General features: G+C 64.5%; 12 protein-coding genes and 1 tRNA gene. 7 read left to right on the top strand and 6 right to left on the bottom strand.

Features of this window, described 5'->3' with window-relative positions; all coding sequences use genetic code 11:
• Positions 1-6: 6 nt before the first annotated feature.
• From C481_RS08840 to C481_RS08825, 4 genes are all read right to left on the bottom strand, one after another.
• Entirely contained in the window at positions 7-945 is a 939-nt protein-coding gene (locus C481_RS08840; protein WP_006108842.1) for a hypothetical protein, read from the bottom strand.
• 483 nt (positions 946-1,428) lie between these two features.
• Positions 1,429-1,503 (bottom strand) — tRNA-Glu (locus C481_RS08835).
• Between the two features lie 212 nt (positions 1,504-1,715).
• Entirely contained in the window at positions 1,716-3,125 is a 1,410-nt protein-coding gene (locus tag C481_RS08830) for an alkaline phosphatase family protein (protein ID WP_006108840.1), read from the bottom strand.
• Entirely contained in the window at positions 3,122-4,363 is a 1,242-nt protein-coding gene (locus tag C481_RS08825; RefSeq protein ID WP_049904547.1) for an inositol-3-phosphate synthase, read from the bottom strand. The genes C481_RS08830 and C481_RS08825 overlap by 4 nt, the downstream gene beginning before the upstream one ends.
• A 301-nt stretch (positions 4,364-4,664) precedes the next feature.
• Between C481_RS08825 and C481_RS08820 the strand changes: the two genes are divergently transcribed.
• The 4 genes from C481_RS08820 to C481_RS08805 all read left to right on the top strand — a co-directional run bounded on the left by C481_RS08820 (position 4,665) and on the right by C481_RS08805 (position 8,280).
• Positions 4,665-5,465: a TatD family hydrolase gene (locus C481_RS08820; RefSeq protein WP_049904542.1), complete on the top strand. Its 801-nt coding sequence runs from the start codon at positions 4,665-4,667 to the stop codon at positions 5,463-5,465.
• A 3-nt stretch (positions 5,466-5,468) separates the two neighbouring features.
• The gene (locus C481_RS08815) at positions 5,469-6,299 is read left to right on the top strand and encodes a sugar phosphate isomerase/epimerase family protein (RefSeq protein ID WP_006108837.1); all 831 of its coding nucleotides are present in this window, start codon (positions 5,469-5,471) and stop codon (positions 6,297-6,299) included.
• A 1-nt stretch (position 6,300) separates the two neighbouring features.
• Complete coding sequence (locus C481_RS08810) at positions 6,301-7,266, top strand: UbiA family prenyltransferase (RefSeq protein ID WP_006108836.1); 966 nt, start codon at positions 6,301-6,303, stop codon at positions 7,264-7,266.
• Positions 7,267-7,431: 165 nt separating this feature from the next.
• Positions 7,432-8,280, top strand: a complete 849-nt coding sequence (locus tag C481_RS08805; RefSeq protein WP_006108835.1) for a sugar phosphate isomerase/epimerase family protein — start codon at positions 7,432-7,434, stop codon at positions 8,278-8,280.
• Between the two features lie 96 nt (positions 8,281-8,376).
• Here the strand turns inward: C481_RS08805 and C481_RS08800 are convergent, their stop codons facing one another.
• The gene (locus C481_RS08800) at positions 8,377-9,018 is read right to left on the bottom strand and encodes a helix-turn-helix domain-containing protein (RefSeq protein ID WP_006108834.1); all 642 of its coding nucleotides are present in this window, start codon (positions 9,016-9,018) and stop codon (positions 8,377-8,379) included.
• 197 nt (positions 9,019-9,215) lie between these two features.
• Here C481_RS08800 and C481_RS08795 point away from each other — a divergent pair, with 197 nt between their 5' ends.
• Both C481_RS08795 and C481_RS08785 read left to right on the top strand, forming a co-directional pair.
• Positions 9,216-9,911, top strand: a complete 696-nt coding sequence (locus C481_RS08795; RefSeq protein WP_006108833.1) for a class I SAM-dependent methyltransferase — start codon at positions 9,216-9,218, stop codon at positions 9,909-9,911.
• Positions 9,912-10,379: 468 nt separating this feature from the next.
• Positions 10,380-11,117 (top strand): fumarylacetoacetate hydrolase family protein, encoded by a 738-nt coding sequence (locus tag C481_RS08785; RefSeq protein ID WP_006108831.1) that lies wholly within the window; start codon positions 10,380-10,382, stop codon positions 11,115-11,117.
• A gap of 15 nt (positions 11,118-11,132) precedes the next feature.
• On the opposite strand, the gene C481_RS08780 is transcribed toward C481_RS08785, so the two are convergent.
• A complete protein-coding gene (locus tag C481_RS08780; RefSeq protein ID WP_006108830.1) occupies positions 11,133-11,420 on the bottom strand; it encodes a DUF357 domain-containing protein in 288 nt (95 codons plus the stop codon).
• Positions 11,421-11,649: 229 nt separating this feature from the next.
• Between C481_RS08780 and C481_RS08775 the strand changes: the two genes are divergently transcribed.
• Positions 11,650-12,963: a TIGR00341 family protein gene (locus C481_RS08775; protein WP_006108829.1), complete on the top strand. Its 1,314-nt coding sequence runs from the start codon at positions 11,650-11,652 to the stop codon at positions 12,961-12,963.
• Positions 12,964-13,071 lie beyond the last annotated feature (108 nt).

Genomic DNA, 13,071 nt, shown 5'->3' with positions numbered 1-13,071 from the left:
GGTCCGCTAGTTCGATACCGCGCTCCGCGGCGCGCGTTTATCGTCCGTAATCCGGATCACGTCCGTGATCAGGAACTCTTGGCTGATGATCATGAGTGCGGTACTGGCGGTCGTCAGCGTCGTCAGGTGGTCGTCTGCGATGTCCTCGGCCGCGAGGTCGCGCGCGGCGGAGCCGAGCAGGTAGTATCCGCCGAGCATGGACTTGACGTCCCAGAGGCCGCGGTCGATCATCTCGCCGGTGACCAGCGGCTCGCGCTGCCAGAGGTAGTGGTCGAGCCCGTCGGTCCACAGCAGCGCCCCTTCCGCGGCCCGCTGGTGGAGCGGTGCGACGTACTCGTAGACGACGCCGTCGTCGACCGCATCCGCGGGCGGATAGTCCGGCGTCGCCATCCACCACGAAAGCTGTTCTCTCGCGTTAACGATGTTGACGACGAGCGCCGTCTGCTCGCGCTCCGCGAAGCCGACCTCCGAAAGCGTCGCCGGCAACCCATCGATGTGAACCAATTGTCGCGTCGTCGTTTCGATATGGTCGGGCGTAAACGCCGGGAGCGTCTCCTCCGCACTCGCGAAAAAGCCGACTTCCGCGAGGTGGTCGTTGATTTCCCACGCCGGTGTCGTCAACGACTGATACGCCTCCGCTCCCGCGTCCGGAACCCCCATCGCCTCGAGTTCAGGCAGGGACTCGACGGACTCCGTGAGCGCCGCGAGTTGCTCGCTCAACAGCGCCGCATCGAGCGTCCCCGTCAGCCCGTCCTGCAGCGCGGTCCCCATCTCCGCCAGGCCGCTCGTTGTTTCGGTCGAAACGTTCTGTCTGAGATCGTTCAACGTTGCTCCCGCAACGCTGCCGCCCGCGATTACCCCGAGCGCTTTCAAGAACTCGCGGCGATCGCTGTCGCTGACCTCGCCGTAACTGTATCGGTCTCTTGGGTCGGTACCGTATGCCATGGCACAATTTGGCAGGTGACGGGCCAGCCATTAGCTGTTTCCACAGTTTCGGCCGCTGGTCGATATTTCTCCGCGAAGAATGTTCCCTGTATTTGCTTCCGACAACGATCCGTCGTTGCCACGTCAGTAATCCCGTTTTGACCGACGGTCTCGGTCGTTCTAAGCGCCTCTTTTACAGGGAGAGCGCTGCCGGGGGATGCTATTCGCATGTTAGTAACTGCTAACACGTGATTGGGGCCTCCTATGGGGGGACTACAGTGATCACGCTACCCCGCTACGCTGGTGACCGGCCAGACACGGACCGTTCCGACGGTCGCTTCCGTTCTGTAGTTCACGTCGGTTGCTGAGAAGAATGCTTCTGCGTAAAACTCGGCCGCGATAGCTCCGGCTGGGATTTGCATCGGATGCAAATCCTCGCTCCGCTCGGATTGCCGCGCTTCAAACTCCAGCACGTGCGCTCTTTGCTCACTACGATCGCAGAAATGCTCCGTCTGGGATTTGAACCCAGGTCATCGGCTCGAAAGGCCGAAATGATTGGCCGGACTACACCAACGGAGCGCATACACTGCGCCACTCCGAGCTTCGACGGACACCGTCCGTCTCACCAACGGAGCGCACCTCGTACGCACTCACTGCTTGCCGAGGGTTAATAAAAAACGTTCCGTTCCGAGCCGATAGTGTGACGCACTGACGTGCGCGTCGGTTGCGTTCCGAACGCTCCGCTTTACAGCACCGTTCTGGCGGCCACCTCCGAGTGCAGCGCCGCCGATTCACGCGATGTCGAGCAACGCCTCAATCGTCGGCGTGACGGCCGTCGCGTCGACCGTCTCCTCGAGTTCGGGCGCGAGTTCAGCTGCGGCCGGGCCGCCGAGCCCGTAGCAGCCGACGGCCGACTCGTCCGCGCGACCGTGGGAGCCGCTGACGGTTGTCGCGTCGAGCGAGACGAGGCCGTCGTCGCCGAAGAACAGCTCGCAGGGGTCGAAGCCGGGCTTGTCGTGGATGTCCATGTCGGTCGCGTACGGCGGCGCGTTCGCGTGGTCGGTCCACCAATAGTACTGGAACCAGGCGTCGCGGTCGGCGACGAGGATGAACTCGCCCGCGTTCGGGTGGTCGATCCCCCGCTCGGCCTTCTCGGCGTCGCCGATGACGGTGTCGACGCCGTCGAGTTCACCGAGCAGTTCCCGAGCCGTCTCTAGCGCACCGTCGTCGGCGTAGACGTGCGCGATCTGGTGGTCGACCATGGCGAACGCCTCTGAGTTCGGGATATCGGCGTCGCCCGCCGCGTCGGTCTCGAGCAGTCCGGCGTCCCGGAGGACGCGATTCGGGAACAGCGGCCGCTCCACGTCGTGAAAGCCGTACTCGCTGACGAGATTGACGACGGTTTCGTCCCAGCGATCGGTTTCGGCGAGGAACGAGAGGAAGTCCCCGAGCAGGTCGTCGACGGTCTCGAGTTCCGCCCGAAACGCCTCGGAACCGGGGCCGTCGCTCTGGCCGACGTAGTCGAGGTGGGGGACGTACACCCACAGCAGGTCGGGATCGAATCGGTCGACCGCCTCCTTCGCTGCGGCGAGAATCCACCGGCTGCCCTCCTCGTTCGCCCCCGGCCCCCAGTAGTTGTGCAGCGGGAAGTGGGCGTGCTCCGATCGGAGGTCGTCGTAGAACTCGTCGGGGTTCGTCCAGCAGTTCATCTCGAGTAAGTTGTTATCCTCGTCCTCGATGGGCGAGGGCGTCACCGCGACGTCGGCGCTCGTCCCGATCAGGTGCTGGAAGAACAGGACTCCCGTCGTCAGGCCGGCCTCGCTCGCGGTCTCCCAGATCCGGTTTCGATCGCCGCGGTCGCGCTCCCAGAACTCGGCGACCTCGCGCTCGCGGTCGAACTCGCCGCTCGAAACGTCGCCGTGCTCTCCCGGACCGACTCCGGTCGCGAGCGTCGTCTGGGCCGGCACCGTCACCGCCGGAAACGGCGGCCGAAGATCGGCGACGCGCTCGGCGGGGAACAGCGAGTGGAGCGTCGGCGTTCGTTCGGCACCGATGTGTTGCGGTTGTAACCCGACCACGTCGAGGACGATGACGCGTCCCGTCGCGTCGGTCGCTTCCGCGCCGAACTCGGGCGGTGCGGTCTCGGCTTCTCCGTCGGTCTCGTGCGGGCTAGCAGTCGAAGCGTCTGTCTCGTCAGTCATGCATCACTGTGGCGAGCGGCGTAATCGTACAGCCAGTGCAGTTGCGCCGAGAAGTCGTGTTCGTCGACGCCGATCGGGGCCTTGAAGAACGACGCCAAGTGCGGTTGGAAGCCGCCCTCGCCGAACTCGTCGGCGTGGACGATCAGTCGGACCAGATCGAGCACGAGCGGCGCGGCCAGGGCAGAATCCGAGCCCTCCCAGGTGAACTGCATCGTCATTTCGGTGTTCAGGAAGCCCTCGAAGTGGATGTAGTCCCAGGCGGTCTTCCAGTCCGCGAGCGAGGGCGTGTAGTCGATCCGGACGCGGTTGTGGCCGATATCGGGCAGGATGGATTCGAGCACGTCGCCCTTGCTCGAGAGCTTGCCGGCGGCGTTCGCCTCGTCCTCCAGCACGAGGCCGTCCTTGTTGCCGAGGATGTTGTGGCCCTCCCAGGAGAGCACGTTCAGGTTCCGGCCGGCGAACATCGGCGCGAGCGCGGACTTGACCAGCGTCTCGCCGGTCTTGGCGTCGCGGCCCACGTGTGGCACCCCGCGGTCGACGGCGAGTTCTTGGATCCCGCCGAGGGCGTTGCCCGTGCTCGGCGTGAAGTTGATGAAGGGATGGCCCGCGCCGATCGCGGCGTAGGCGTAGAGGACGCTCGCGGGCAGGTCCCGATCGTCCGAATCGATGGCGTCCTCGAGCGCCTCGCGGGTATCGTATCGTTCCGGCGAGGCGAGTTCGGGTTCGGTGGAGGCGACGTTGACGACGACGAGCTGGTCGATCTCGTGGGCGGTCCGGAAGGACTCGTAGTCGTCGCGGATCTGGTCGACGACGGTTCGTATCGCGAGGTCCCGATTAAGGTGGTCGCTGTCGTCCGTGACGGCGGCCCCGCAGTTTACCGCCGTTCCGACTTCGATGCGCTCGTCCACGGCGTCGAGGTCGTCGCGGACGCTTGCGAGCGTCTCCTCGTCGGGGACGCCGTTTCGCTCGCACTGGCGTCTGGCCTGGTCGACGAGCGAGGTCGGATCGATGTCGTGGCCGCCGAAGACGAACGCCGAAACGGGCGGCAGCTCGAGGCTCGAGACGGGGTCGCGCTCGGTGACCATGCCGGTCGTCTCGGCGCGACCGGTCGCGATCGCCCGAGCGCCGACGATCGACATGGTTGCGACGTTCCCACGCGCACCGACGAGCCAGACGCCGATTCGCTCCGCGTTCGTCGGCTGGGCCGTCTCGTCCCGGGGCGGTGACTCGGCGGTCATTTGTCCCCGCGGACGTTCGACGGTCGGGCACGACTCGTTCTGTCGAGTTCTCCAGCGGTCCGTGGCGACCATCGCGCGATCGGTCGCGAGTTCGTCGACAGCGGCCGGGAGTGATCGGTCATCCGGAGGCCCTCCGTGCGGCACGGCTTTTGTTATGCCCGGCGTAGCACGCGTAAACCTGTATTGAGCGTTCGTAACACGGTATTCCCCGCGAGTCTCGCCACCGTCATTCAGGGACAACGGGAGGTTGCTCGTGTGAACGACCGACATCCCAAAAGCGAGTCATCGCCGTACTGCGGTTATGCGCATTATCGACCCGCACATGCACATGGTGTCACGCGCCGCGGACGACTACAAACGGGCGCGTCGCGCCGGCATCGAGTGCTGCATCGAACCGGCGTTCTGGAGCGGGCAGGACAAGCATCACGCGGGTGCGTTCTTCGATTACTTCGAACAGATCATCGACCACGAGACCGATCGCGCCGAGCGGACGGCGAACGTGGACCACTACGTCACGATCGGACTCGAACCGAAGGAGGCGAACTATCGGGACATGGCCGAGGAGGTCCTCGAGCGCATCCCCGAGTACCTGGACCGCGACCCCGTCGTCGGCGTCGGCGAGATCGGCTTCGACCAGGTGACCGACGACGAGGAGTGGGCCCTTCGCGAGCAACTGGCGATCGCCGAGGACCGCGACCTCCCGGTCATCGTCCACACACCCCACACCGACAAGCCGGCCGGCACCGAGCGCATCGTCGAGATCATCGAGGAGATGGGCGTCACCCAGGACCGGATCATCATCGATCACAACACGGAGAACACGATCGACATCTCCGCGCGGACCGACTGCTGGATCGGCTTTACCCTCTACCCCGGCAAGATCGAGGCCAGTGTGGCAATCGACCTGCTGGAAGAGTACGGCACCGATAACATGATCTTCAACAGCGCCGCCGACTGGGACCCCTCCGACCCGCTCGCGGTTCCCAAGGCCCGCGACGAGATGATCGACCGCGGCTGGGACCGCGAGGAGGTTCGCAAGGTCGTCTTCGAGAACCCCTACGAGTTCTTCGAGCAGTCGCCGAACTTCGAGTACGAGGCCTGACCCATGCAGTTTGGCTTCTCCACCAACGCCTTCAGGGAGTACCAACTCGAGGACGCGATCGAAGAACTCGCCGACGCGGGCTATGACGGCGTCGAAATCTTACTCGACGAGCCTCACCTCTACCCGCCGAACGCGACCGAGGACGAAATCGCGCGCGTCCGCACCGTCCTCGACGACAACGACATCGCCATCAGCAACGCGAACGCGTTCATGCTGACGGCGATCGAGGACTTTCACCACCCCTCGTTTATCGAACCCGACGAGGACTACCGCCGCGAGCGGATCGACTACACCCTCGCGGCGCTCGATACCGCCGCCGAACTCGGCGCGCCCCACATTTCGATCGAACCCGGCGGCCCGATTCCCGAGGGGAAATCCCGCGAGTGGGCCACGGACGCGTTCGTCGACGGCCTCCGCGAGGTCGCGGAGCGCGCCGAGGCTGTCGGCGTCGACGTCATGGTCGAACCCGAACCCGACCTCCTGATCGAAACGTCCGACGAGTTCTTCGACCTGGTAGCGCGCATCGACTCGGAGCGCGTCCGGTGTAACTTCGACGCCGGGCACCTCTACTGCGTCGGCGAGGATCCCACCGCGCTGGTCGCTGACCTCGACGAGTTCACGACTCACTACCACCTGGAGGACATTCCCGCGGACCGCCGGCACGAACACACCCAACTCGGCGAGGGGTCGATGGACATCGACGGGTTCCTCGGCGAACTCGACGACCGCGGCTACGACGGCTTCGTCACGATCGAACTCTATCCCTACGAGGAGACGCCGGTCGAGACCGCCCGCGGGGCGATGGCGTACCTCGAGGAACGAGGGTGGGCGTAGGGTGGCCGGCGGCGGCGTCGATTGCAGCGACGATGCGCGCGACCGCTCGCTCCGTCCGACCCTCGCCGATATCGCCGAACTGGTTCGCGTTCCGAACCTCTTTACCGCTCCGCCCGATGTCGTCCTCGGCGCGGCACTCGCCGCGATCGCCGGCGCTGAACTCGCCATTCCGACCGGCGCGGGCCTCGCCGTCGTTTCCGTCCTGCTCTACGCCGCCGGGACGACGCTCAACGACGCGTTCGACGCGCCGATCGACGCCCGCGAGCGACCCGAGCGCCCGATCCCGTCCGGCCGCATCTCCCGCCGGAGCGCGTTCGGATTCGGTGCCGGACTCTCGGTCGTGGCCGTCGCCGTCGCGTTCGGCGTCGCCGGGGGCGCGGGCGCGCTCGTCGCCGCGGCGCTCGCCGGTGCGATCGTTCTCTACGACGGCGCGCTCAAGGGCACGGTTGCGGGCTTTCTCGCGATGGGGACGGCTCGCGGGCTGAACGTCCTCCTCGGCGTCACCGGAGCGACCGCCGGGGCGGGCGACCCGGTCCTGACCGAACTCGGGCCGGCGCTGCTCGCCGTTCCCGCGGTCGTCGTCGCCTACATCGCCGCCGTGACGTTCATGGCGGCGCGGGAGATCGAGGGCGGGAACAGGGGCGCAGTCGTCGTCGCCGCCGCGGGCGCGCTCGCGGCGCTCGCGGTTCTCGTCCGACTTCTCGTCGCCGTTCGGCCGCCGCCGCTCGAAACCGCGGCGGCCGTCGCCTTCGCCGTCGCCTTCTGCTGGTGGGTCGGCCGCCCGCTTCGCGCCGCCTACGCGGATCCCGTTCCGGCAACCGTCGGCCCCGCGGTCGGTGCCTGCGTGCTCGGGCTCGTCCTCCTCGACGCGGCGTTCGCCGCGGCGGCCGGACTCGGCTGGGGGCTTCTCACCGGCGCGTTCCTCGTCCCGGCGGTCGGCCTCGCGCGCGCGTTCGATGTCACGTGAACGCGATCACGTAACACCGTGTGGCCGTCACGCGATACTATAATACCGTGATTACGCGAGGACGCTTGCGTCGGCTCGCCGTGCGAACACGATTCTTCCCCCCCGTCATACCATCCCTGCACACCCCGCACAAACCCCTTAGTAACCCATCGATGTACCGGGTCCATGGTCGACCTCGCCTTCTCGACGAACGCCTACGCGCGCCACTCGCTGTCCGACGCGATCTACCACATCGCAGACCACGGCTACGCCGGCGTCGAACTCCTGGGCGACGAACCCCACGCGTACTTCCCCGAGTTCAGCGACGCGGCCCGGACCGAACTTCGGACCGCACTCGACGAAACCGAACTCGCAGTGTCGAACATCAACGCGAACACGGCGACGGGGTACTACGACGATGCTCCGCCGTCGTCGTTCTTCGAGCCGAGCGTCATCCGGGCCGACGCGGACGCTCGCGAGTGGCGCATCGACTACACGAAGCGCGCCATCGACCTGGCCGACGCGGTCGACGCGCCCGCGGTCTGTCTCGCGACCGGACGACCGCTTCCGGGAACTCCGCCCGAGAAAGCCCGCGAATACCTTCACGAGTCGCTGCACGACATCCTCGACTACGCCGAACCGATGGGAGTCGACGTAGGCATCGAGTTCGAGCCCGAACTCTTGATCGAGAACACCGACGAAACCCTCGCGCTGATCGACGACCTCGACCGCGACGGGCTCGGCGTCAACCTCGACCTCGGTCACGCCGCCGTCTACGGCGAGGACGTGACCGAAAGCATCCGCCGCAGCGCCGGCGCGATCACCGGCGTCCACCTCGAGGACATCGTCGGCGGCCGCCGCGGCAAACACTATCACCGGATTCCGGGCGAGGGCGACCTCGACTTTCGCGCCATCTTCGACGCGCTCGACGATACCGGCTACGACGGCTTCGCGACGCTCGAACTCTACACCCATCCCGACGACCCCGATCGGGCCGCCCGCGAGGCCTACGTTGAACTCGCTGCGTACGTGTGAGCGAGAGCAAGAGTTGGTGATATGACTTCTTTATTCGAAGTTTCAGTCGCATCGTGGCAGATGCTGAGATGACTGTCTCGTTGTACAAACCCGGCGTCAAACGAGTTCCATAATCACTTTCGTTTCGATTTTCCGAAGATGCTCGCCAACCGTTCCCGCAGAGATACCCTCTCGATCCGCAAGGTCGCGGAGGGTCGCGCGCCGCGGCATCTCGTAATAGCCCTCATCGATCGCTAGGTCTAACAATTCTTGCTGGCGTTCCGTTAGCAGCGACGCGAGCCGGCGCGTATCCGAGTGATACTCGCCGGTCCCTTCGAGCGTAATCTGAATTCCGTCGGGGATTTCTGCGATCGTCTCTCGGATCTTCTCGTCCTCTCCGAGCATGGTTACCCGAAGTCCACCCTGATCGGTGTATTCCATCGGCCAGTCCACGACGATCTCGTACTGTCGGAATATACCGAGGAGATCGGTCATGAGGGCATTTGCTCGAAAATGGAGGTAGACAAGCCCTTCCGACGCCTCGGACGTTTCGCACGCTAACACATCCGGGTTCGCCTCCAATACGTTCGTTCCCTGTTCGAAGTCGCCGCGGAGTTGATACAGTCCGACGCCGGTTCCGTCGTCCAAGAGATTGATATGATGTATCGCTTCAACCGTTACTGCTTGATCGGGAGCGCACTGGCCGTTAGAACAGCGTTCATCGTCGATCCGCGGAATGACGATCGTAATATATCTCATACCATCGATCCGTGCTTCGTGGCCAGAGCGCCCGGGATACCTGTATTCAGTTGCTCCGTCCAGTACCGAGTTGATCGGGCTGCATCTGCCGCGGCCGGTGTCGCATCGGAGAAGAGTATGCAGTATACGCACTTAAACCCGCCTCAGATGTAGGGCACTATTCACATGTGTCGGTGGACCGTCTCTCACACCAACTCATGCCGAGCAGAGCAACTGAAAAAACCGATACGAACCGGTCGGAATCGAAATCACCAACTCCCGGTCAGTCGATCGTCGCCGCGCTCTCTGAGCGGTTTGACCTCGCCGAGCATCGACGGTATCTCGCGCGCGAACTCGAAGGGGTGATACTGGATCTCGGCGCGGGGAGCGGTGCAATGGTCCCGTACCTGCAAACGGCGGTCCAGCGTGAGCCAGCACTCCGCCTGCACGCGCTCGAACCGGATCCCGACAGACGGAGGCAGGCGGAGCAAACAGCCACCACTCACAATCTGGACATACACCTGCAATCAGGACGGGCTGAATCCCTACCCTATGCGGACGATACGTTCGACGTGGTCATCGCCTCCGCGGTGTTTTGTACGGTACAGGACCCGTTGTTGGCCCTCGAGGAAGTCCGCCGCGTCGTGAAGCCGGACGGCGAGTTCCGCTTTCTCGAACACGTCCGGTCGGACGGGCTGCGTGGCTACGTCCAGGACGTGGTGACACCGCTCTGGAAACGGATCGACAACGGCTGCCGTCTCAACCGTCGAACGGACGACTGGATCGCATCGGGTCCGTTCGCTCTCGACGAAATCGAAACGCTGAGTATCGGTGTGAGTCCGTCCAGACCCTTCGTGCGCGGAACCGCCACGCCAGTGCGTCGTACCGAGACCGACGATCGAATCCTCAAATGACGATAGATATCAAGAGTCGTACTGAACCATGAACGCGAAAACGACTCTATTGACGATCTTCGGCACCGTCGTGGCGCTTCTCGGGGCGTTATGGCTAGTCCAAGGCCTCGGAATCGTCCAGATAGGTCCTATTTTGTGCGTCGCAGACTGCGAACCGATCGCTGGACGATCAGTGCGGTGGGCGGTCGCCGGCGCGATAGCCCTGCTCGTGGGAATCGTCATCGCCCGGGCGGGGCTGAGACGCGTAAATCGATAGTCGATCCTATTCGAGTTCGCGCCGCGATCGCGCCCAGTTTTGAAAATACGGCCTCTGCCAAACCGGTCCGCTGAACGTAACCCCCGTATTCTGCACGCGATTTTCGCAGGCGGTTCTGAATACCGAAACCGTGCTATTGTCTACGGATAGACACGGTCGCGAGCACCGCCGCCACCTCAACGTTTTTGCCCCGCCGAGACAACCCCTCGGCCATGAAATACGTCCGATTCCGCGACCCGGCCGGTGCAGTCCGACGCGGCGAGTTCGAGAGCGGCCACGTTCACTTTGCGAACGAAAGCTACAGTCTCGACGGCGACGAAATCGACGTGCTCCCGCCGTGTGAGCCATCGAAGATCGTCTGTATCGGCCGCAACTACGCCGACCACGCCGACGAGATGGGGTCCGACCTGCCGGACCGCCCGATGCTCTTTTTGAAGCCGCCGAACGCCCTCGCGGGTCACGGCGATACCGTCACCGTTCCCGCGGGCAAGGACCGGATCGACTACGAAGCCGAACTCGGCGTCGTCATCGGGGAGCAGTGTCGCCACGTCTCCCAAGCCAACGCGATGGACGTCGTCGAGGGCGTTACCTGCATGAACGACGTGTCGAACCGCGAGGATCAGCGCCAGGAGCAAAACTGGATTCGCGGAAAGGCCTTCGACGGGTCCGCCCCGCTCGGACCGGTACTCGCCACGCCCGACGAGGTTCCCGACGACGCACGCGTCCAGTCGCGAGTCAACGGCGAGGTAAAACAGGACGGCTCTCGCGAACAACTCATCTTTTCGATTCCGGAACTGATCGCCGAGATTACGACCTACCTCACGCTCGAGCCGGGCGACGTGATCGCGACCGGGACGCCCGAGGGAGTCGGCCCGCTCTCGGACGGCGACGCGGTCGAAATCGAAGTCGAAGGCGTCGGGACGCTCGAACACACCGTTCGCATTCCCTGATCGCGTGATCGCGCGCTATTCGACGGTAAACAGATGTCCTTCGGTGGGCACGTCGAACAGCCCGATACGTGCACCCGCGTCGAGCCACGCGTGGCCGTAGGAAAACGACGCCAGCGCGTTGACGGGATCGTCGTTCTCGCGGAAGTGCCGACCGTCTTCGAGGTACGACTCGGCCATCCCGTAACAGTCCGCGGCCGCGTCAGCCATTGGCGTTCCCTCCCGCGGCGCGACCGTCGCCTCAGCGAGCGCGTCCGCGAGTAACGATTCGTATCGATCGGTCTTCTCCTCGAGATCCGCAGCCATAGTGTCCCCTTCTCGGTGGGGCCCGTAAGTTCATCGCCCTCCCGCCGCCTTCAACCCTCACTCACCCCTCGAACGGTGGCTGGCGGGTGAGCCGAGTCGGCCTCACAGCGATCGGACAGGTGAACTCGTCGAGACTGCCTGAAGCGTCTCGAAACGCAGCGCAACCGGAGGATTCACTGCCTGGAGCGCATCGGCACCCATTTCACCTGGAGTAGTGTACGCCCGCTGAATGCGCTTGCTCCAGGTGCTCGTCCCGGGGGAGAGACGAGACGACGCACTTCGCGTTCTCGAAGCCGAGGGGCTCGATTACGTCCGCACCAGCGAGTGCAGCGACGGGATCGATGCTGAACTCGTGACCTTTCCGGTGCCGACGCAGGCCGTCGACCACGTGCTGACATCGCTTCGGGAGGTCGGCATCGAGGACGAGTTCATCATCGTCTCGTCGATTGAAACCGCGCGGACGCCACGGATCGAGGAATTGGAGGACCGCTTTGTCAGCGGACAAGAAGAGGATGACAGTATTTCTCGCGAGGAGATCCGGACGAAGGCGTTGAACATGACGCCGGGACGGGTCACCTACTACGTGATGACCCTGTTGAGCGCCGTCGTTGCGACAGCGGGACTCCTGCTGGATTCGCCCGCGATCGTCGTCGGCTCGATGGTGATCGCACCGCAGGTGAGTGCGGCGTTGACCGGAACCGTCGGTCTCGTGCTCAACGACCGCCAGATGTTCGGTGACGGCGTCTTGTCGCTGGTTCGTGGACTGTTCGTCGCGATAGTCGGTGCCTTCGCGTTTGCCTGGGTGATCCGAACGGGGGCAATCGTTCCAGTCCCCATCGATATTACGGCTATCACGCAGGTCCAAAACCGCATCTCGCCCGGCTTACTCGCGCTCGTCGTCGGCATCTGTGCCGGGGCTGCGGGTGCGTTTGGCCTCGCAACGGCGATCCCCGTTTCGCTGGTCGGCGTCATGATCGCCGTCGCTCTCATTCCGGCCGCGTCGGCGGTCGGTATCGGACTCGCGTGGGGAGAGATCGGCGTCGCTCTCGGCGCGTTCGTCCTGCTCGCGGTCAATGCGACGTCGATTCTCCTTGCCGGACTCACCGTTTTCTGGTATCTCGGCTACCGGCCGGCGGGGTGGGAACCCGGCTCGCTCCGGGCGAACCTCTCGAGCGATCGAACCGCGACGCTCGCGATCATGTTCGTCGTCGGAATCGCCGTCCTCGGCGGTGCTGGTATGGTACTCACTCAGCACGTGGCGTTCCAGAACGCGGTCAACGACGAGGTCCGGACAGTTCTTGCCGAGGACTCGTACGCTGAACTCGAACTCACCGAGGTTCGAACCGAGTTCGAGGACGGCGGCGCGGTCAGCGACGAAACGGAGGTGACGGTCGTGGTACGACGCCCCGCCGATACCGCGTATCCGGCGCTGCCATCGGATCTCGAGCGGGCGCTCGAAGAGCGGGTGGACCGCCCCCTTTCAGTCACCGTCGAGTTCACCGAACGAACTCGTGCGCCGGCGGATTCGGAGGCGAGCGATTGACCGGTTGAGTTGCACATAGCGTGCCTGGGAGAGCAGCGGTGAGTGGACGGTAGTGAGTGAGACGATAACAGGTACAACAGGGCAGTTGCTGGGAACGCAAGGGGTTTA

Origin of the sequence: Natrialba asiatica DSM 12278, from assembly GCF_000337555.1 — an archaeon.
Lineage (GTDB): Archaea > Halobacteriota > Halobacteria > Halobacteriales > Natrialbaceae > Natrialba > Natrialba asiatica.
The sequence above is the reverse complement of the archived record's forward strand: the minus strand, read 5'-3'. Positions and strand labels throughout refer to the sequence as shown.